Origin of the sequence: Paenibacillus sp. LC231 (assembly GCF_001860525.1) — a bacterium.
Taxonomy (GTDB): Bacteria; Bacillota; Bacilli; order Paenibacillales; family Paenibacillaceae; genus Paenibacillus_AQ.
In genome coordinates this window covers 114859-136840 of the sequence record NZ_JFOM01000014.1, presented here as the reverse complement: position 1 = coordinate 136840, position 21982 = coordinate 114859, and the positions used below count along the sequence as shown (strand labels likewise).

Annotated in this window: 13 protein-coding genes; all 13 read left to right on the top strand. The window is 46.8% G+C overall.

Annotation, left to right across the window (positions count from 1 at the left end):
- Positions 1-590 precede the first annotated feature (590 nt).
- The 13 genes from fabZ to AK95_RS09905 all read left to right on the top strand — a co-directional run bounded on the left by fabZ (position 591) and on the right by AK95_RS09905 (position 21941).
- On the top strand, positions 591-1022 hold the full coding sequence (gene fabZ, locus AK95_RS09965; protein ID WP_007133270.1) for a 3-hydroxyacyl-ACP dehydratase FabZ: 432 nt from the start codon (positions 591-593) through the stop codon (positions 1020-1022).
- A gap of 45 nt (positions 1023-1067) precedes the next feature.
- A complete protein-coding gene (locus AK95_RS09960) occupies positions 1068-2786 on the top strand; it encodes a phospho-sugar mutase (RefSeq protein ID WP_071219821.1) in 1719 nt (572 codons plus the stop codon).
- 119 nt (positions 2787-2905) lie between these two features.
- Positions 2906-4924 carry a DUF5693 family protein gene (locus AK95_RS09955; protein ID WP_071219820.1) on the top strand — a complete coding sequence of 673 codons (2019 nt, stop codon included), beginning with the start codon at positions 2906-2908 and terminating at the stop codon, positions 4922-4924.
- Positions 4900-6144: a polysaccharide pyruvyl transferase CsaB gene (gene csaB, locus AK95_RS09950; protein WP_071219819.1), complete on the top strand. Its 1245-nt coding sequence runs from the start codon at positions 4900-4902 to the stop codon at positions 6142-6144. Before AK95_RS09955 ends, csaB begins: the two co-directional genes overlap by 25 nt.
- Positions 6145-6149: 5 nt before the next feature.
- Positions 6150-6908: a WecB/TagA/CpsF family glycosyltransferase gene (locus tag AK95_RS09945; protein WP_071219818.1), complete on the top strand. Its 759-nt coding sequence runs from the start codon at positions 6150-6152 to the stop codon at positions 6906-6908.
- 113 nt (positions 6909-7021) lie between these two features.
- Positions 7022-8146, top strand: a complete 1125-nt coding sequence (locus AK95_RS09940; RefSeq protein ID WP_071219817.1) for a glycosyltransferase family 4 protein — start codon at positions 7022-7024, stop codon at positions 8144-8146.
- A 216-nt stretch (positions 8147-8362) separates the two neighbouring features.
- The gene (locus AK95_RS09935) at positions 8363-12001 is read left to right on the top strand and encodes an S-layer homology domain-containing protein (RefSeq protein ID WP_071219816.1); all 3639 of its coding nucleotides are present in this window, start codon (positions 8363-8365) and stop codon (positions 11999-12001) included.
- A gap of 251 nt (positions 12002-12252) precedes the next feature.
- Positions 12253-12597, top strand: coding sequence for a hypothetical protein (locus tag AK95_RS09930; protein ID WP_071219815.1), 345 nt, complete (start codon positions 12253-12255; stop codon positions 12595-12597).
- Positions 12598-12965: 368 nt separating this feature from the next.
- Complete coding sequence (locus tag AK95_RS09925; RefSeq protein ID WP_071219814.1) at positions 12966-16202, top strand: S-layer homology domain-containing protein; 3237 nt, start codon at positions 12966-12968, stop codon at positions 16200-16202.
- A gap of 184 nt (positions 16203-16386) precedes the next feature.
- Positions 16387-16893, top strand: coding sequence for a hypothetical protein (locus AK95_RS09920; protein ID WP_071219813.1), 507 nt, complete (start codon positions 16387-16389; stop codon positions 16891-16893).
- Between the two features lie 187 nt (positions 16894-17080).
- Complete coding sequence (locus tag AK95_RS09915; RefSeq protein WP_071219812.1) at positions 17081-17368, top strand: alpha/beta-type small acid-soluble spore protein; 288 nt, start codon at positions 17081-17083, stop codon at positions 17366-17368.
- A 224-nt stretch (positions 17369-17592) separates the two neighbouring features.
- Positions 17593-18798, top strand: a complete 1206-nt coding sequence (gene metK, locus AK95_RS09910) for a methionine adenosyltransferase (protein ID WP_071219811.1) — start codon at positions 17593-17595, stop codon at positions 18796-18798.
- A 440-nt stretch (positions 18799-19238) separates the two neighbouring features.
- Positions 19239-21941 (top strand): phosphodiester glycosidase family protein, encoded by a 2703-nt coding sequence (locus AK95_RS09905; RefSeq protein WP_071219810.1) that lies wholly within the window; start codon positions 19239-19241, stop codon positions 21939-21941.
- Positions 21942-21982 lie beyond the last annotated feature (41 nt).

Sequence of the window (21982 nt, the reverse complement as noted above, 5' to 3'; positions counted from 1 at the left end):
CGGTTAGAACGCAACATGTTTAACACCCTTCCGAACGGTTTATTTACTAATATTATATAATATTAACGCGGTGTCGTGTTGAATTAAATGTACAAAAAATAGCTGTCGAGACTTTCTCGACAGCCTGCAAACTCCCTTTAAGGGAGTTTTCTTTTTTTGGGGTTAAACGGTATAATGGGATGGGACTTGCGTATTAACTTTGTCATTTCATGACAATGGACGGATGTATATAAAATAACCCCACAAAGTGGAGCCTATGCTGCGATGCTTATTCCAAATACTTTGCGGGGACCCCAAAAAACTTGTAAAAGGGCCCTCTCCTCGTACACAAGTGTCCGATGGGAGAAAGCCCCTTATCTAAAACCTTCACTTCTGCAGCGGTGAAGGATATCCATCATTTTTTCCGCAGATCCTTCTTTTTATGCACATGATCTAAAATTCGTTAAGAAAACCTCAAGAGAACGCATGATACAGCCGTAAATAATACCTCCCGCGGCTTGAGAAAGCGGCACAGCGGCAGCAAATGGAACGAACACCCCTTTTCAAACGCTATGCTTGGCGGGTACGTACATAAGGAGGATTTTAATACTATGTTGAACATCAAACAGATTCAAGAAATTATTCCCCATCGCCCCCCGTTTTTGCTGGTCGATAAAATTGTGGAGATTGAGGACGGCAAACGAGCGGTCGGCATCAAGAACGTGACGATCAATGAGCCTTTTTTTGTCGGTCATTTCCCTGAATATGCTGTTATGCCGGGAGTCCTGATTGTGGAAGCTTTGGCGCAGGTCGGTGCTGTCGCGATTCTTAATGTGGAGAGCAACCGGGGAAAGCTTGGCTTTTTGGCGGGCATTGACGGTTTCCGTTTCCGTGGGCAAGTGGTACCGGGAGATACGCTGCGGCTGGAAGTCGAGATCATTCGTTTGAAGGGCATGATCGGTAAAGGGAAAGCAACTGCTACAGTGGATGGACGTGTAGTTGCCGAGGGAGAAATTATGTTTGCTCTCGCGGATAAGGAGTAATTTTCAGACTATTCTTGTTTGGATGAGGAAGGGAGACTTTTTTTCATGTCAGAGATGAGTCAGAGAACAATCGATACGGTACAACGTTGGTTGAATGATCCTTATGTAGATGAGGAGACGAAACAGGAACTGCGTTCACTCGAGCACGACACCAAAGAACTTGAGGAACGGTTTTATCGTGATCTGGAATTTGGCACGGGCGGTCTGCGCGGTGTTATCGGTGCAGGCAGCAACCGGATTAATAAATATACGGTAGGCCGCGCAACGCAAGGCTTTGCACAATATATCCTGGAGGCTCACGGCACCGCCGAGGGCAAGCCTTCGGTTGTCATTGCCCATGACTCCCGGCATTTCTCGCCGGAATTTGCGTTAGAGGCTGCTTTGGTTTTGGCCGGAAACGGGATTGTAGCGAAGCTGTATCCATCCTTGCGATCAACGCCGCAATTGTCATTCAGCGTGCGTCACTTGGGTGCTACCGGAGGGATTGTCATCACGGCAAGCCATAATCCGCCGGAATACAACGGTTATAAGGTGTACAACCGTGAAGGCGGCCAGCTGGTACCGGACGAAGCAGAGAACGTGATTGCCCGGATACAGGAGGTGGATTCCTTCTCTGCGGTTAAGAGGCTGTCTCAAGCGGATGCAGAGGCTCAAGGCCTGCTGGTTTGGCTGGGCGAAGCGGAGGACCAGGCTTTTGCGGATACGGTGGCGAGTGTCAGCGTGAACCGGGATCTTATCGAATCCAAGCTGGGCGAAGATATCCATATCGTATTCACGCCGTTACATGGCACAGGGCAAGCACCCGTAGAGCGCGTGCTTAAGAGCATCGGCTTTAAGCATATTCATGTCGTTCCGGAGCAAGCCGAGCCGGATGCTAACTTCTCCACCGTCAAATCCCCGAATCCGGAGGAGCGGGAAGCTTTTACCCTCGCGATGAAGCTGGGCGAGAAAGTGGGAGCTGACATTTTGATCGGGACGGATCCCGATGCGGATCGTATGGGGGCTGTCGTGAAGAATAGCCAGGGCGAGTACGTGGTGCTGACAGGCAATCAATCCGGCGCGATTATGATCCACTATTTGCTGGGGCAATTGAAGGAAGCGGGTAAGCTGCCTAATCATGGTGCGGTTATCAAGACGATCGTAACGAGTGAGATGGGGGCGGCGATTGCCGAGTATTATGGTGCCACCGTCTTTAATACATTGACAGGCTTCAAATACATTGGTGAGAAAATGACCCAGTTCGAGGAGTCCGGCAGCCATACGTATCTGTTTGGTTATGAGGAGAGTTACGGCTATTTGGCTGGCAATTATGCCCGCGACAAGGATGCCGTATTGGCCTCGATGCTCATATGCGAAGCAGCCGCTTATTATAAAGGACAAGGCAAGACGCTGTACGATGTCCTGCAGGAGCTGTATGAGCAGTTCGGTTATTTCCTCGAGACACTGGAATCTCGGACGCTCAAAGGTAAGGATGGCGTCGCCCAGATTCAAGCGAAGATGTCCGATTGGCGCGATAATCCGCCAGGGGAAGTCGGAGGCGTGCCGGTTAAGCAGGTGCTCGATTATGCCGAAGGCCTGGACGGGTTGCCGAAGGAAAATGTGTTAAAGTATCTGCTTGATGACGGATCTTGGTTCTGCCTGAGACCTTCCGGTACCGAACCGAAGATCAAAGTGTATTTTGCCGTGCGCGGCGAATCTCTCGCCGATGCGAATCGCAAAATTCAATCGCTCTCGGCTCAAGTCATGGCCCGGGTAGACGCTTAAACATAAATACATTGAATGAGAGAAGAGAACGAAGGGAATTTACGATGGTTGCTGCAAGGCTCCTAAGAGCTATTGCCCTCCATCGTAAATTTCCATAGGTTCGATGAGGAGGTACTTTCGTGGTTCAGAATTGGAAACGCTGGAACACAGCAGCCCGCAAGTGGCTGTGGATTCTGGTTGTTCTTGGCGTTGCAGCGGCCCTGCCGGTGGGTTATGACCGACTGCAAACAGAATCAACATCAAAGAATGTAGAGCTGGTGTTTGATTATCGGGATTTGTTGGATGTCGCGGCGTATCAATCCAAGCCGCAGGATTTTGTATCTGAGCAGCTGGATCGCCTGAAAGAAGCCGGCGTAATCAGTATGGCGCTTTATGAAAGCACGCTGGACGAGCTGGTGAAATCGCGGCGAATATCGGTATATGACGGGCAGCAGGTCGCTGATCTGACAGGTACGACGGTCTCCCCGAATGAGAATTTTACGTATGTTTCATTCCTGAACGAGGAGAGCGCGACTTTAATTAAACCCATTATCGAAGAAACCTACACGAGATTGGGTATTCCGGTAAGATCCTGGCAGTTCGATCGTGGAGTGGATGGGTTGGTGCTGGAAACTCCGCGTTCCAATGCGGTGATTAAGCCGCTGTCTCCAGACCCTATTACCATAAGCATGCTGCGAGAGAAGGGCTTTAATATTGTGCCGCGGCTGTCGGACAGTCTTCCGTATGACCAAGCCTATATGGAGAAGCTGATGGCGTACTTCGCGGACAACGGCGTAAAACGAATTTTGTTTGAAGGTGATTCCGCAAGAGGCTTCAATGATGATGCAGACATGAAAAGCTTGGATTCCTTTGGCGAGCTTTTGAACCAACATGGCATCGGCCTCGTGGCGATTGAGAATATCAAGCGTCCGCAAAAAGGGTTTACGAAACTTGCTTATTTAACAGATTACAACGTAACCCGTATTTATTCCTTAAGCGAGCGGGATGCTAATCTGGAGCCTGAGGTTATTGGAGACCGTTTTGCTTTGGCTTCCAAAGACCGCAACATTCGAATGTTCTATTTAAACGCGGAGCCGAGCCGAGATATGACCAAGGCATCCGTTACTCACCCGCTGGATAATTTGATTGACAGTTTGACTGGTACGGGTCAGGCCATTAAGCAGATCGAGGACAATGGCTTCACCATGGGTCCTGCAGAGCCGTTTAAGGTGACTGACTCTTCCTTGCAGCGTTACTTCAAGCTTGGGGCTGTCGTTGGAGCCGTAGCTCTGATTTCGCTCATGATTTCCTATTACATTCCGTTCCTTACGATTGCCGCTTTCCTGATCGGGCTTTTGGGCAGTGCGGGATTGTATGTTCTGAAGCCGACCTTGCTTGAACAGGCCTTGGCTTTATTTGCGGCGATCAGTGCTCCAACGGTTGCCGTCATTCTGGCGATTCGTAAAGTCAATGAAACGCAGCAGAGCATACCGGACATGAGTTCTGGCAGAAGAGTGACCCATTCGATCGTACTATTGATAAAGACCACGATTTTGTCGCTTGCAGCCGTACCAATCGTTGTTGCGTTATTGAATAATGTGACCTATATGCTCGTTCTGGATCAGTTCCGCGGCGTGAGCTTGCTGGCTGCAGCGCCGATAGGACTCATTGCAATCTACGTGGTTCTGTACCGAGGCGGATCTACTTATAGCTCAATTCTGAAACTGCTTAAAGCACCGATCTCGCTGACATGGGTCATCGCAGCCGGCATTGTGGCTATTGTCGGTTGGTACTATCTCACTCGTACAGGTAATGCAGGCTCTGTGTCGTCGATCGAAATGGCATTCCGTACATTCCTGGAAAATACGTTTGGCGTACGTCCGCGTAATAAGGAGTTCTTGCTTGCCCATCCAATGATGGTACTCGGCGTGTTCCTGTCATTTAAATACCGTCATGCCGTTTATCTGCTCATTATCGGTGTAATGGGGCAGCTGTCGATGGTCGGAACATTCACGCATATTCACACGCCACTCTATATTTCGGCCATTCGCGTTGTACTGGGTCTTGGACTCGGCTTGATTATCGGATTGATCGCGATATTGGTATGGCAAGTGGCAGAAAGGATCTGGAAACGATGGTCTCCACTTCTAAGACAATAGTCATCTCCGGATACTACGGATTCAAAAATAGCGGTGACGAAGCGGTCCTCAAATCCATCTTGACCGCTCTGGAGCAGGAGGGTAAGGCAACGGGGATTGAGATCAATCCCGTTGTACTTTCCATTGACCCGGATTGGACTTCGGCCGCCTATGGGGTAAAATCCGTTCACCGAATGAAGCTGGGAGAAGTTCGACAGGCAATCAAGGACAGTGACGGTTTGATCAGCGGTGGAGGAAGCTTGCTGCAGGATGCCACCAGCCCGAAGACAATCCCGTATTATCTGGGCGTCCTCAAGATCGCGCAGTGGCTTGGTAAACCGACGTTTATTTATGCGCAGGGCGTCGGACCTGTCAACCGTAAGCTGTTTTATCCGATGATTCGCTCGATCTTCCGAAAATGCACCTACATCTCGGTGCGTGACATTCAGTCAGGTGAACTGCTTCAGTCGATGGGAATATCTGCGGAAGCCATTCACGTCGTACCCGATCCGGTGATGGGCATGCCGCTGCCAGAGGGTGAGGATGTTCAGCGTGATTTTAACCCGGGATCGGGGTTAGAAGAGAACGATGTCGCATCAGTTTCTTCTATAGAAGAACATCGTGAATCATTCGAAGAACCTTTAGTGCAGTCCTCATTATCCAATCACGAAACGGAAGGGGAAGGATCTCTGCCGGTTATCGGTATTTCGGTTCGATATTGGCACCCGGAACGCAAAGAGCTGAAGGCTGTTACGGAAGGTTTAAAGGCATTAGCCGCACAGCGTCCGGTACATCTTCGCTTTCTCCCTTTTCATCAGCCGGATGATCTTGAGGCTTCGCAGTTTATTGCTAGCGGCATTGGCGATATTTCCAAGAACGGTTCGATTATCAGTTTCTATCGTGATGAGAAGCAGCCGCAGGACATGCTGCGAGAGGTCAGCCATTGTGATATGATACTGGGCATGCGTCTGCATAGCCTGATCTATGCCGCGAATCAGTGTGTGCCGTTACTCGGAATTTCCTATGATCCGAAAATCAATCACTTTTTGAAGCGGCTGGGCAGCGAACCTGCGGGAAGCAGTGAATCACTTGATGCAGTTGCGTTAAAGGATCAGATGCTGAAGCTGCTGGACGATGCAGCGGCATGGAAAGCGGAGCACGGCGAGCAGATTACCGAATTGAAACAAGAGGCTGCGCTGCCTGCACGCCACATTGCCCAATATTTACGCCATAGAGGATGATAAACATGAAACAGACCTATCCATTTCCTACCGTATCGGTGTTCGAGATTCCTTTTTCCAAGCTTAGTATGAAAGATACGGTGAAGTTCCTGACCGAGGCTGTTCAGTCAAGACAGCCCCACCATGTCATAACGGCGAATCCGATCATGGTGATGACGGCCGTCAACCAACCGGAATATAAACAGATGATGCAAAGTGCCGAAATCATCGTTCCGGATGGGACGGGGATCGTCTGGGCTGCCAGTGTGGGCGGCGAACCGCTGGAGGGGCGCGTCACTGGCTTTGAGCTGTTACATGAATTGTTGAAGGTCGGGGAAACCTATAGATGGAAGTTCTTTCTGCTGGGAACCACTGCCGAAGTGATTCAGGAAGCTGCCGAAAGGTTACAAATGCAATATCCGGCTGCGATTATATGCGGCTACCGGGACGGTTTTTTTGGACCTGACGAAGATGCTGCCGTCATTGAGCAGATTCGGGCAGCTTCACCGGATATTTTGTTTGTCGCCCGTGGTGCGGACAACCAAGAGCCTTGGATTGCGCAGCATAAACAAGCGCTTCAAGTTCCGGTTGTTATGGGAGTCGGGGGATCTTTCGATATTATCTCCGGCAAACTGAAGCGGGCGCCGAAAGTATTCCAAAAGCTTCGTCTCGAATGGTTTTACCGCCTTCTGAAGGAGCCCACCCGTTACAAAAGAATGCTTGCGCTGCCGAAATTCGTAGTGAAAGTGCTGCGCGAGAAAGAAAACGTAACGAAATCGAGCTAAATGGCTCATTTCTGTGGGGGAAATCCGGGATTTCACCGGAAATTGGTATTGGTTTTTGGACCCGAAGGGAGTATAATTCAACCGGTAGACAATATTGGGGGTCGAATGATTACATGTTAATGATATACATCATCGGGTTTATCGTATCGCTGACGCTCGCCCTGCTCTTAACGCCGCTTGTGAAGAAGTTTGCGGTTAAGATTGGTGCCGTTGACGTTCCTAATGCCCGCAAGGTTCATACCCGGATCATGCCCCGACTCGGGGGACTCGGCATCTATCTGGCTTTTATTCTTGGACTGATTGCAGTTCTTCCTTTTCTTCCGGATAGCCTGTCGCCTCGGGATGCCAACTTTATGAAGGCATTTCTGATCGGCGGTTCCATGATCGTATTGATCGGAGCCTTGGATGATCGATTTGAACTTTCGGCCAAAGTGAAGTTTCTGGCTCAAATTGCAGCTGCTTGCGTAGTTGTATTCGGATTTAATATTACCGTGGACTTTGTAAATATACCGTTCCAGGACCGGTACTCCATGCTGGAGAGCTGGGTATCGATTCCACTGACAATCTTCTGGATTGTCGGCGTAACCAACGCGATTAATCTCATTGACGGACTGGATGGACTTGCAGCCGGTGTTTCGGGCATTGCAATCGGCACGATTCTGGTCATGGCCGTCTTGATGGGCAACACCACCGTTGCCTTGCTCTGTCTGCTGCTGCTCGGCAGCATTATCGGGTTCCTGTTCTTCAACTTTCATCCGGCCAAGATTTTTATGGGGGATACGGGCTCGTTATTCCTTGGATTCTGTTTGGCCATGCTGTCCTTGCTTGGATTTAAACAGATTGCGATTGTATCCTTCATTACGCCGCTGATTATTATTGGTGTTCCGTTGTCCGATACGTTTTTCGCTATCATTCGTCGTAAAATCCAGAAGAAACCGATCTTCGCTCCGGACAAGGGACATCTGCATCATTGTCTGCGCGAGCTTGGATTCAGTCATCGTCAGACGGTGCTGATTATTTACGTGATTGCCGCATTTTTCGGCGTACTGGCCGTCATTCAATCTTCGGCTGCCATGTATGAAGCGAACTGGGTGACGTTCGTCGTCATCTGCGTCATGATGTGTTTCATGCAGATCGGTGCTGAAATCATCGGACTGGTCGGCAAGACCAAACGGCCGATTCTGGGTCTGATCAACCGGATGCGAATGAAGGCAAATCCCGAAAGCCGCACGAAGTAGAACTTATTTTTTTTCATGATGTGTCCGGATCGGACATGCCAGCCTCACCCAAAAAGGTGAGGCTTTTTTGTGATTTTTTCTAAATAATTGAATGTTTGGGACCGATATATGAACTATGCGCTAGAACCAATCTGTCAGTGAAAGCGAGGGGACCCAGTGAACGACGTAACACCCAAAACGGACGCCAACGTCCGAATGATCAAGGAGGCACAACCGTTGAAGAAAAATTTCCGTACAATAGCAAGCCTGTTATTGGCCATTGCTATGTTCTTTTCCCTAATTCCGGCATTACCGGCTTCAGCTGCGAATGGAGCTTTGTATTTTCACTTTTCGAATCTAAGTACGGATCCGAACTCCCCAACACCGGAGAACCGGAATTCCATTACGGTTTCGGGTACCTACAATGGCATTAACCCGAATACCATCTCATATGAGATTAAACGCTTCGATGACACAACCACGGGCGGAACAGGTGTCAAGCCGATTCTGGACGAAGCAGCGAATACGTTCCAATTCCTGAATGTGCAGTTGAATCAGGGCGTGAACAAAATCATCGTGTCGGGTATGAGCACGCAAGGTCAGCAGATGAGTGCCACAGCTTATGTGAAGTTCTCCGATGTACCGGCTGTTTATGAAGTAGCGCTCAGTGATGGACGTGTGCTGGAAGAGAATGCTTCCAAGCCGGTTGTCGTTACCACACAGACGGTTAGTATCTCGGTAAAAGCAACCAACGGCTCCAAAGGCGTGACTGTTAACGGCATGGCCATGTATCCGGGCGGTGGCGATACGTTTTACTCCGCAGGGATCCAATTGCAGAAGGGTGTCAACGATCTGGTGATCGTCGTTAACTCGGAATCGAAAACCCAGACCATCAATAGACAGGTTGTCTATCATCCGACAGGCTCCTTGACGGTCAATCAACTGCAGATCGGTAACACTAAGATCGATGGGCAGACCGTTGTAACCGGTAATGTGAACGGCGTCATCTCCGGTTATGTTATCATGGATGCTCCTCCGGCTGGTACGCCAGCGGTGCCGCCAACTCTTGAAGTATCTGTATTTTCGACAGGATCCACGGTGCCAATCATGAGCTCGCAGGCAACCGTAGGAGCAGCAAGCATCCTGGGTAACAGCTTGATGTATCCTTTTACAACTACTGGCTCAGTTAGCATTACACAGAGCGGGGAATACTTTGTTTATACAAAGGACACTACCACTGGTTTCGATGTGAAAAATCCTTTTACTTATCGTGATGTCAATGCGCCTACAATCAAGCAAGTGTATCAACTATATGGTGTAACAGAGAGTGGCGGAACGGTATCGGCTACCTCCCAGTCCATTTTTCCAAGCGGTAACGATACCGTTCTTAACGAATTGCCGATCTACTTAATGGTGGAACAAGTGAACGCAGGCAATGTTGAGATTGAATCGAGCAAGGGCGGCGGCACGATTGCCCAGAAACTTACCTATAATGGCAACACGGTTTTCAAAATCACAAATTTGCCTTCAGGACAACAAAATCTGATCATCAAGGTCAGCAATGCATCGGGCGTCTCCGACACGAAGGTGATCCCGGTAACGTTCCTGTCCTCCACTTATATTGATATTTATCATTTGTATAACAATCAGGTGTTTAAGAATAGTACAGATTTCAATCAAGTAACAGGTCGGATTGTGAACTACACGGGAACATCAGGACTTACCATTTCCTTGAATGGTAATACTCGTGATTTGTCTGTTAACGGCAATGGCGAGTTCAGCTTTACTGATGCTGCATTCCTGCAGCTGATTCCAGGTCCGAATACGTTGGTGGTCGCTGACAAGAGCGGGAAAATCTCGACGAAGCTGACTCTGCTCTATTTTAGCGATACGCGTTCGGTAATCAAAAACATGATTCCATTCCCGGTTGGTTCCGCGACAGAATCCGATCCGGATGGATTGTTCAGAGAAACGGCCGAGAACGCATATAACACATATGAAAAGGCTCTGGGTCTTCGCTTTGAGGTGGAATACACGGATGAGATTACGGTGAACCTTAGTCATCCTTCGCCATCCATCTTTGCAGTCTTTACCAAAGACAACTCAGGAACCTGGCGTCTTACTGGCGGGACCCTGAAGACGCAATTGGATCCCATTGATCCGGCGGAGCACACCCGGTACGTTTTCATTGAAAATGGAGCAAACTCCAGCTCTGCCCGCGTTGTGTTTAAGGAACTGGCACTTCCTGAGGTAGGATTGCAGGCAATCAGCATCGGTTCGCGTTATCAGTCGGTTACCACAACGGATACCATTGAGATCACGCGTGAGCGTGCGCCTTACGAAGTCCTTTCTCCTAGGCTTCCTAACGAAGGTGTTTTGAAACAGAACTTTGTAGAGGTAAGCATCAAGGCTGAAGGTGCTGACTCGATTCTGATTGGCAAAACGCCAATGGTGAAATCCGAGATCAGCGACATATTCCGTCTTGAAGTCAAGAACCTGAAAAACGGCAAAAACACCATCAAGTTCACGATCGAACAAGGCACCAAAAAGACAAGCGGACAATTCGTTTTAACGTACACGGATGATGCAACCGAAGGCTCTCAGTTTAAAACGAATATTTCGAAATCAGGTAAGGTTAAAGTATTTAAGGGTGATTTGTCCCTGTCCTTGCCGAAAGGCACGGTGCTTCAACAGGCGAAATCAAGTCCGAATGCAGAAGTGCCTACGATCAATCTGCTTGGTGAGCATGACATCCTGTTTGGTATTGCCAACCAGATCGATGGGCGGACCGTTAAGGCTTACAATCGAATTGGTGAAATCGAGAACGGTGTAGAAATGGATGGACGCTTGTCCCTGATTCCAGGGGATAACAACAATGCGTTCCGTTTCACTCCGGCAGCCCATTACGGCTACTCATCGCCTCTTTACTGGCTGGATGCGGGTTCGCTTAATGCCTACAGCAGCAACATTGAGGACTTTAACGTAAAGGCAGCAGCTCATCCTTACGCAAAAGGAAACGAATTTCATCAACGCTTGATTCCGCAGAACTGGATGGAATTGTCTCAAAAAGGTACGATAACCTTGAAATATGATTCCGCACTGGTGAACTCGGCTTCCAGCAACCTGGGCATTTGGTGGTATAACCCGTCCCAAGGAACGTGGATCAACATCGGCGGGAAAGTAGACGCCAAGAAGAAAACTGTTACGGCACCATTTAAGGGATTTGGTTATTACGCAGTTAAATCCTTGCGTTATAGCTACTCCGATGCGATTTCGCATAAAACGGCACGTAACGATATTGAATTGATGCTGGCAAGAGGATACATGAAGGCATCCAAGACGGATGCATTCGGCGTGTATGATCCAATGACTCGCGGTGAATTAGCTACTATTATAGTGAAGCTGCTCGATATTCCGTTGGATTATGATACCGATAAGAACAAGCTGACGTTTGATGACATCTATCAAGAAAGTGTAGTCAACAGCATGCAGTGGGATTACCGTTACATTGAGACAGCGGCCAGAAAAGGGATCATTCGCGGCATAGCGCCTCGAAGCTTTGCTCCTAATATGGAACTGACTCGCGAAGAAGCGGCCAACATGATTGCACGCGCACTGAACCTGAAGATGGGTGAAATTGAAAAAGATAAAGCAGCACTTCAGAAGCAGTTCGAAGATGTCGGCAAAATCAAATCGAATTATTCTTACCCAGCCATTCTTGCTGTAAGTAAGGCCGGTATCATCACTGGTGTTGCGAATAGCTTGAAAGAAGGCGAGAAGAAACCAACGTATAACTTCAATCCGGACGCCGTGCTGAATCGTGCAGATACGGCGACGATCGTGAAACGCATGATGGGCAAACTCAAAATGCTGTAGGCTATATAAATAAGAAGAAACTGTAGGACAAAGGGAACGAGAGCAGAAGCCTGATTTCTGATGGCTTTGCTCTCTTTTTCTTATGTGTAAATTTTGCGGGATAAGGTTATATATAACATAATTAACAAGATCTTAGGGACGGTATTATGGTTCAAGAAACCGTTTACCAATATCTATTGTTTTGTAATTTCATGTAGAATACGCTACAATAGCGGAAGCACATACTATTTTTAGAGGGTGAAGATGAATTTATGAAGCCGATATTATCAAAAGCGCAGCTCGACTACATGAAGGCGAAGACCAAGTTCGAGGAAAAAGCCAAAGTGATGGAGAAGAAGATTGAGCTGGCTCGTGCCGCTCATGATGAGATAACTCAGGAAGTCATGGAGGGACTCGTTGTTGAGACAGGCTTTCATGATTCATTTAACGAAATGACAGCGGCAGAGAATGCGTTGATCCAGTGGTCTCATACAACAATTAAACATGACAAAACATATCGTACGAATAAAGCGGAAATTGATCTGATGTACGAAACACTGCATAGTAATCCGGAGATGCGTGCACGCATTATCCAGCTTGCTATGAAGATTCGCTAGGATTCTACAAAGGGCGCCCATAGGGCGTCTTTTTTTGTTGTCGCAATATGTAATGAACCCAATGTTATGCGAATCTAAAATGATTTCGAAAATATTTTTAAAAAAACTTTGCAACAACCGCAACTTTTTGAGAAATCAAACGTTTATAATGTAGAACCCAATGAGGAACCCAAGATTATCCGATGCAAGAAGATTGTCTATTAATTAGAAAAATGTTCTTTACGGAGTATGGGACTCGTTGTATAATACCTAGGTAGGATTAGGAATCTATTCTAGTTTGTAGTGTTCTCTCGTTAACAAGATTCTGTGATATCGTCACAGACATCATTTATGATTTATGCTCAACTCGGGAAAGGAGGTGCAGGACAATGAGTGATAAGAGCTACCAAATTAAAGAAAACAATCAAGTGATGATTCAAGGAGGAGAAAAAAAGGTTATGAAGAAAATTTTATCCGTAGCACTGTCTACAGCAATGGCATTCTCCATGTTTGCTTCTGTTGCATTCGGTGACGATGCGCTTAACACACAACAGAAATTTGATGTACTGAAAGAAAAAGGTATCTTCACTGGCTATCCAGATGGAACTGCTGGTCTTGACAAAGAAATGACTCGCGCTGAGTTCGCGAAAGTTTTGGTAGGCATCATGGGTCTTGAGCCAATCCAAGGCAAAGCGTCTTTCAAAGACAAAAACTACAAAGCTGACAAATGGCCAGCTCCTTATGTAGAAGCAGTATACGCTGCTGGTCTGATGGAAGGTAAAAACACAACGAAAATGATCTTCGACTTCAACGGTAAAATCACCGTTCAAGAAATGGCGAAGGTTCTCGTTACTGCTCAAAAACTGGAAGTTCCAACAGAAACGAACAACAACGCTTCTGACTGGGCTAAAGGTTATGTTCAAGCAGCAATCAACGCTGGTTTGGTAGATGCTAAAACAAACCCTAAAGCTAACGCTTCCCGTTCCCAATTGGTTGAAGTTGCTTACACAATCTACTTGTCGCAACAAAAACCAAAAGTGGTTTCTTATGATGTAACTGAGAGCGGTAAAGTTGTAACTTTCAAACTTGCTAACAACGAGAGCGTGAAAGTTGAACTGGAAACTCCTCTGAAAGCTAACACTGCAACTGAAGTGAAATTCACACATAACAACTACGAGTACACTGAAAGTGTAACTTGGGTAGTAACATCTGCTACTAAAGTGGAATCCGCAACTTCCACTAACTTGAAAGAAGTTGACGTTATATTCGACGGAAAAGTTGACAAAGCGTCTGCTACTGACAAAAACAACTATGTCATCGATTCCAACGCTAAAGGAATCAAATCCATTTCTGTATTGGAAGACGGCAAAACTGCACGCATCCTGTTGAACGAATCCAGCAAATTCGTACAAGGAACAACATACAAAATTGTTGTGAAGAACGTTAAAGGTGAGCAAGGTGCTACAATCCCACAAGGTGAAGTATCCTTCTCTTCGTCCGACAACACGCTTCCAACAGTTTCTGAAGTAAAAGCTCTTGGAACTAAAGTTATTAAGGTGACTTTCTCCGAGCCTGTAATCGCTCCATCCAGCAGCAACTTCCAATTGGATGACAAAGCGTTCTCTGGTTCCGTAACGCAAGGTGCAAACCAAAGAGAAGTTATTTTGAGAGACTACACAGGTGGGATTTCCGTCGGTGCTCACAAATTGACAACTTCCCTGGTTGAAGACTACGCTGGATTGAAATCTTTGGCCGACACCAAAGAATTCACAGTTGCAGTTGATACTGAAGGTCCGAAGGTTACTGAAATTTCCGCTACTCTGGAAAAAGTCACAGTAACATTCAATGAAGAAATCGATCCTGCTTCTGTAACAGAAGATAGCTTCTACTGGAAGTCTGGCGACAGCAAGAAAAAAGGTAAAGCAACTCAAATCGCTGCAAACGTATATGAAGTGGACTTCACTGCTAATCGTTTGCCAGGATACGAAACTAACCTGTTCGTTGAGGTTAAAGACTACTCCGGTAACGCGAACCCTGTGAAAGAACATAAAGTAACAGCAAGTATTGACTTGGTTCAACCTCGTGTACTTGAAACTACTTTCGGTAATGACAGAGCAAACACGTTGACAGTTCGTTTTGACAAAGCAGTAGATGCTGCTGACAAAAAGTACTTCACTGTTAAAAAAGGTAGCGATGTTATTCCTGTGAACAATGTAGTGGCTGCTGATGCATCAAACAAAATCTTCTACGTTAGCTTCTTCAGTACTCTTGAAGGTACTTACGACCTGAAGGTTAAAGATGTAAAAGACAGAACTGCGTTGCAAAATACTATGGTTGAGTACGATGGTACATTTGTAGCGGCTGATGTTACTAATCCAGACGCTTCTAATGTGGATTACAACGATTCAACTCGTAAATTAGCATTGCATTTTGGAAGAGAGATGGATATTACGACTCTTCAAAACAAAGGCAGCTACTATATCGATTTCCAAAAGAACGGTGCTAACACACAAAGAATTGCTATCCCTGCTGAAGTTAGAGTGGATGTAGTAAATGGTGCTAAATCCGTAGTTCTTCAGTTCCCTGAGTTCATTAACGGAACTAAAGTTTCGTTTGGAACGAACGGTTCTGTTAAAGGAATCCATGCAATTGGTCTTAAATCTAAAACGGGCCAAGCGGTTTCCTGGACTAGCGCGGGCTTAGGAGAAGCAAAACAAAGCAAACTCGAATGGAAAAATGCTGTTCAAAAGGATGCTAAAACTTTTGAACTTGAGTTCAATCAAGTAATTGCTTATGCTAGCATTAGTGATTTCACTGTTAATGGTGCTTACCCATCAGAAGTGAAAATTGATGGAGCTAAAGTAACATTGAAAACAAGCGGCGAGCATTTAAATGGTGGAACAGTTACTTTGTTTGCTAACAACTCCATCGAAACTTATTCCAACAACAGACTTAACCTTAATGGTAATGCTGTGATGAATCTTCACAACACTGTAGCACCTAAAGCTACTGGTGTTACTAAGAGAGATGGCGCATCGTTTACTGTTACATTCTCTACTTATGTAGATTCCAAAAACGGTGACGTTGCTGATTTGAGAAATGACTTCATTCTTAAAGATCTTTCCAAGGATAATACTCCAGTTATCCCTGCAACTGACTATACTACTTCCTTCAGTGCTGATGGAAAGGGGAATGTTGTAGTAACACTTACTAATGCTGATCTGATTAAAGCAAATCCTCCGATCTCTGTTCAAGTTCGTAAGGATGCTCAGTATATGGTAGCAAGAGGTACAGATGTTAAAGCTGTTGAATCTGATGTATTTACTGTCGCGGCTACTACTGCACCAGCTGTTGCTCCAGTAACCGTACAATCTACAACTTATGAGCCAGCGACTTCTACTCTGACTGTTAATGTAGATAAGACTCTAAAAAGCATCGTTGACGGTAAAGTTGCGATTGGTACCAAAAATGGAACAACTCGTTATGATGCCGAATTGGCTGCTAACGGAAATTCCTTCAAAGTAGTAGTTGGTAAAGAAGATACCATTAATGGTGGAGTGCTGACTGCTAGTGTTGTTCTGGAAAACGGAACAACAGTTGATTTGAAAGGTGATATTAAGTACTAATATCGACTAATCCAAATCAAGCTTAGCATGTAAGCTTTGACACACCGGAGAACGTAATGTTCTCCGGTGTGTTTTTTAATTCTTCAAAGGAAATATCCTTAGCTTTACCTATAGTTGGGTTGTTCAGTTTGAGTGTTTTCTTTATAGTTAAATAGAATAGAGAACTTTAGGAGGAACAGATTACATGAAACCTTATTTAAAGGTTGGTTTGGCGGCGCTAACGATTGGAGCAGGCATATGGATCGGTGCAGTATACAGCAACACCGCAACCGGCGCCAGCACCACCCCAGGCACAACCGATGACCCGGTCGTCACCAAGAGCTACGTAGACCAACAAATCCAGCAAGCGCTAAATGGAGGTGGGGGGGCTACAAGCCCAACGAATCCTACAAATCCAACTAAGCCATCCCAAGGTGCAGATGAAGTTAAGAACGTTGCGCTGAAACCAGGTAAGATTCTGATTGCCGACGCAGGAACGGAGTTCATCGTGCGTTCAGGTAATGCTGTGATCTACACAGAAGTCGCTAGCGGCGTTGCGGACTTGACCGATGGGAAAGACCTGTTAAATGGCCAAGTTGCGCCTAAGAACCATCTGTTGTCCTTCCCGCGTGAAGGTCGCGGCATCCAGGTGAAAGAAGGCCAGACAAGCAATCTGATTGTCATGGTACGCGGCGGATACACCATTAAGTAATGTTCGGCAACTAGGGTGCGTCAAACATCTGCTAATATCGCTTCATCCTCGGGTGGTATGGCCAGGACTTTTGCCCGGCTTATTCCTCTTATAATTATTGCCAGTTGTGACAACGTTTTATACGTGTGAGTGCCTTGAAATCGACAAATAATACTTCTGTAAAAACCAATACAGGAGGTGTATTTTCATGGCACGCAGCAGTCGTAACCGTCAAGTGGTACCGGAGAGTCGTGAAATGCTGAAGCAAATGAAATACGAAATTGCAGCAGAGTTTGGATTACCCGTGGGATATGGTAGCGGTTCCAATGGAGCCGATACGGAATTTGGTTCCGAGTTAGGAACCATCGGAGGTGGATCTTCCAGCCGTCGTCCTGGATGGGGACATCTAACATCCCGTGAGAACGGATCCGTTGGTGGAGAGATCACTAAACGGTTGGTACAAAACGCTGAACAAAGTCTCTTCGGTAGACTGTAGTCGTTTTTCAGTTACAAGTGGAACTTATTCTTGATTAAAACGATTGAAAAACCCAAGAAAATCCTTGAAAAACAGCTTACTTACTGGATTGACACCTGGTAACAAATAAGTTAATATGCATGTTGAGGATTGTACATTTCAAACCTTTTCCTGTCGGAAAAGGTTCATTTTTTGTGTAGGACCTCTTGATATATCACATACTATTCATATGGGAGGTTGATCTCATGTCTTTAACAGGGCGACGTTTATTTACATCTGAGTCCGTAACTGAAGGACATCCGGATAAAATCTGTGACCAGATTTCTGATGCGGTACTCGATGCTTTTTTGGCTAACGATCCGAACGCACGCGTAGCTTGTGAAGTTTCCGTGGCGACTGGTCTTGTTTTGGTCATTGGTGAAATTAGCACTAAATCTGAATACGTGGATATTCCATCCATCGTACGCAATACCGTGAAGGAAATCGGGTATACCCGTGCAAAATACGGTTTTGATTCCAATACATGCGCGGTGTTGACATCGCTGAATGAGCAATCTGCCGATATTGCACAGGGGGTAAACGCTGCACTGGAGAATCGTGATCCTTCCCAAGTGGACAAGGAAACCGAGAACATCGGTGCTGGTGACCAAGGTCTGATGTTTGGTTTTGCAACGAACGAGACGCCTGAACTGATGCCTCTTCCGATTGCATTGTCTCACCGTATCGCTCGTCGGTTGTCCGAGGTTCGTAAAGACGGTACGCTGGAATACCTGCGTCCGGACGGTAAAACCCAGGTAACGGTTGAGTATGACGGCAATACGCCAGTTCGTGTGGATACGATCGTAGTATCGACTCAACATGCCGAAGAAGCAACGCTGGAGCAAATCCAGAAGGATATTAAAGAACAAGTTATTCTTCCTGTCGTACCGGTTGAATTGCTGGATGCAGAAACTAAATATTTCATTAACCCTACCGGCCGTTTCGTAATCGGTGGTCCTCAAGGGGACGCTGGTCTCACAGGCCGCAAAATCATCGTGGACACCTATGGCGGCTACGCTCGTCATGGCGGCGGTGCATTTTCCGGTAAGGATCCTACAAAGGTTGACCGCTCCGCTGCTTACGCGGCTCGCTACGTGGCTAAAAACCTGGTTGCTGCAGGACTTGCCGACAAGTGCGAAATTCAATTGGCTTACGCTATTGGTGTCGCTAACCCAGTGTCGATTAGTGTAGATACTTACGGAACAGGTAAAGTGAGCGAAGAGAAGCTGGTTGAGCTTGTGCGTAACAATTTCGACCTGCGTCCGGCTGGAATCATCCGTATGCTGGATCTTCGTCGTCCGATCTACAAACAAACCGCTGCTTACGGACATTTTGGACGTACGGATCTCGATCTTCCTTGGGAGCGCGTTGACAAAGCGGAAGCGTTGAAAGAACAAGCTGGCGTAAACTAAGGTAATTTTAAGATATGTAACAGATATAAAATTTAGGCATGTGCTGATTTAATTTTTCTTCTGAAAAAAATCGTGCATGCCTTTTTTCTATTTAAGAGTAGAGATTCAACTCAGCTGAACCAGATAATATGACAAAAATGCAATAATTAAAAAAGCTAATGAACTATTGTCGTTATCAGATTTTCATTAAATAAATGGAAAATCAGGAATATAATTTATGACAAACTAGTTGCTTTTGCAAGAAAATATAGTAACATAGGATTGATTTACATAGACTCCTAAAAAATGCCGCTACAAATTGTACAAGACTTGGTGTACGATACGCGAAAGTGTTTTTTTATAACAAATTCGTAACTTTTCCGCAAAAATGAAGTCTATTAATTAGAGACTTTATATGTTCGGCATCCGTGTTGAACGAGAGATGGGAGAGTTACGATTACATGGTTAGTCAGGGGAAAACACTGAAGTCTACAACATATGGTGTAGGCAAGAAATGGTTGATTATTACATTGGCAGGGGTCATCTGGGTAGGTCCTGTGCTGAGCAGCGGAATACCAGTGATAGGGAATCTATCAACATCCTCGGTAGCTTATGCGGCATCAACATCGGCTAAGAAGCTTGGTGAGGAAATCATTACTTCCGGTGCGGTTTTAATGAAATATCAGTATATCAACAGTACTGGCGCAAAATCGCTGGCCAATGTCATTCGAGTGGACTTGAACAACAAGTACGTAAAACTGGATGTCATGACAGGCCAAGGGAATCAATTTACAACGAGACAAAGCACGGGCGGAATGGCTAAGGAGAACGGAGCGGTTGCTGCTATTAACGGTGACTTTTTTAATACCGGCAGCGAAGGGGCTCCGATGGGTGCTCAAGTATCGAACGGTCAGTTGATGTCAACCCCATCGGAACTGAAAGGCATGTATGCTTTTGGAGTAACGAACGATGGAACGCCAATTCTGGATGAGTTTGCATTCTCGGGGAGTATTACAGCTGAAAATGGAGCCTCGTTCCCACTCGCGGGTATGAACAAAACATCATATGCTCCTGAGGGCACCGGATCAACGTATAGCCATGCGAATTCAGCTTATATCTACACCAGCGCTTGGAAGGCTATTGAGCGTCCTAAGAACAGCTCGACAACGCCTACGGAGGTTATGGTAACGGATGGGGTCATCACCGATATTTCAGTAATGGCAGGATTGCAAACAGCGATACCGGAGGGAAGCTACATCTTGCGAACCCATGGGGCTGCGGCAGAGTTCGTGAAACAAAATCTGGCAGTCGGACAAAGGCTGGAAGCCGATTATGCTTTGGTGTCCAAAAAATCAGGTAAAGAACTGGACCCATCTACACTCCAAATGATGATTGGCGGCCATACGATACTGGTGGATAACGGCAAGGCAACTTCATTCTCGCGAAACGTGAATTCGATTGGAGGAAGCAGGGCACGTACAGCCGTAGGATACTCCAAAGACGGGCGTTACGCTTACCTGATTGCCACGGAGAGCAACGATAACAGCAAAGGCATGACGCTGCAGCAGCTTCAGGATTTCATGACGAAGGTTGGAGTATGGAAGGGAATGAACCTGGACGGCGGCGGATCGACAACGATGGTAAACCGTCCACTTGCCGAGATGAACACGCAGCTGACCTTCAATACGGAATACGGCACCACGCAGCGCAGCATTGTTAACGCACTTGGCGTGTTCTCCACGGCACCTCAGGGCAGCTTGAAGGGCTTAAAAGTAAGCGGAAGCAACACGCTCCTGATCGGTCAAGTCGGCACGTATGAACTGAAGGGCTATGATACCTACTATAATCCAATTGAAGCAGGTTCGATTAAACCGACTTGGAAGTCCAGCAACGGCAATCTAGCGGTCAACGGACAAAGCATTAAAGCGACAAAGCCGGGTACCTCAACACTGACGGCAGTAAGCGGCAGCACGAAAGCTACGATGCAAGTCAAGGTGCTGGGCGCGGATGATCTTGTTGCATTGACTACCGGCGTATCAAGCGCACCGCTGCAGGCTGGAACGAGCGTTTCCGTGCCGGTGACGGCCGTAACAGGCAACGGTCAAAGCTTGGAGGTTCCGAGCAGTGCGCTGAAATGGGAGTTTATCGGATTTAAAGGCAGCGTGAAAGACGGCCGCCTGACCGTATCCTCCGTGAACAGCAATACGAAAGTCGGTTATGCGATCGCACGCTATGACGGCTTTAGCACGGTCGTTATTTTGTCGGCGGCGGGCGAGAGCACGTGGGAGAACTTCGAAAATGTGAATTACCCGGTGAAGTTCACGACCAATGTGCCGGCAGTTACCGGGGCTGCAGCGATCAAAAATGGCAGCGGAGCAAAAGCATCATCTAAAGTCTTGAACCTGACCTATGATATGACAGGCGGATTAGGGCAAAAAATGTACGCTTACGCCGAGTTGAATGGCGCAACTGGCAAAGTGATCCCTGCACAGGCAACGGCCATGACCATCGATGTGGAGGGAGATAACAGCCTGAACTGGCTGCGCGCCGAGCTCAAGGATAATAATGGGAAAACCGTGTACGTCGATCTGGCTAAGGCAATTGATTGGAGCGGCTGGAAGACACTGAGCATCGATCTCAGCGGATATAACATTGCATTCCCGGCACAGATGAAGCGGTTGTATGTGGTGAACGTGGAAGAAGGCCAGGATGAGCGTGCATTGACAGGAGCTGTATCTTTTGACGATATCCGCTTCACGATGCCGTCCCTATCCGGGAATGAAGGTCTTCCAACAGGCAAGGCGGTCATGACCATTGGGCAAAAATCGCTTATGCTGAATGGTTCGAAAGTGGCAATTGATTCGGCGCCAATCTTGAAGAATGGAACGACTTACGTTCCGATTAAGCATGTGCTCGACGCGTTCGGCGGGCAAGCAACCTGGAACCAATCCGCTCAGCGGGTGGGTGTCCTGAGGGGCGGCATGCTCATGGAACTGACGGTCGGCAAGAAGGAATTCATTCTAAACGGTAAGCGCAGTTCGGCGGCTGTAGCACCTATGGTTCAAGGCGGTAGGACTTTGGTCCCTCTTCGTCTCGTTTCCGAGCAATTAGGCCTTAAAGTAAAATGGGACAAGAACACGAAGACCGTTACGATCGAATCGTGATATGGTATGATATGTATATGAAACGTTAGAAATGGAGTAGA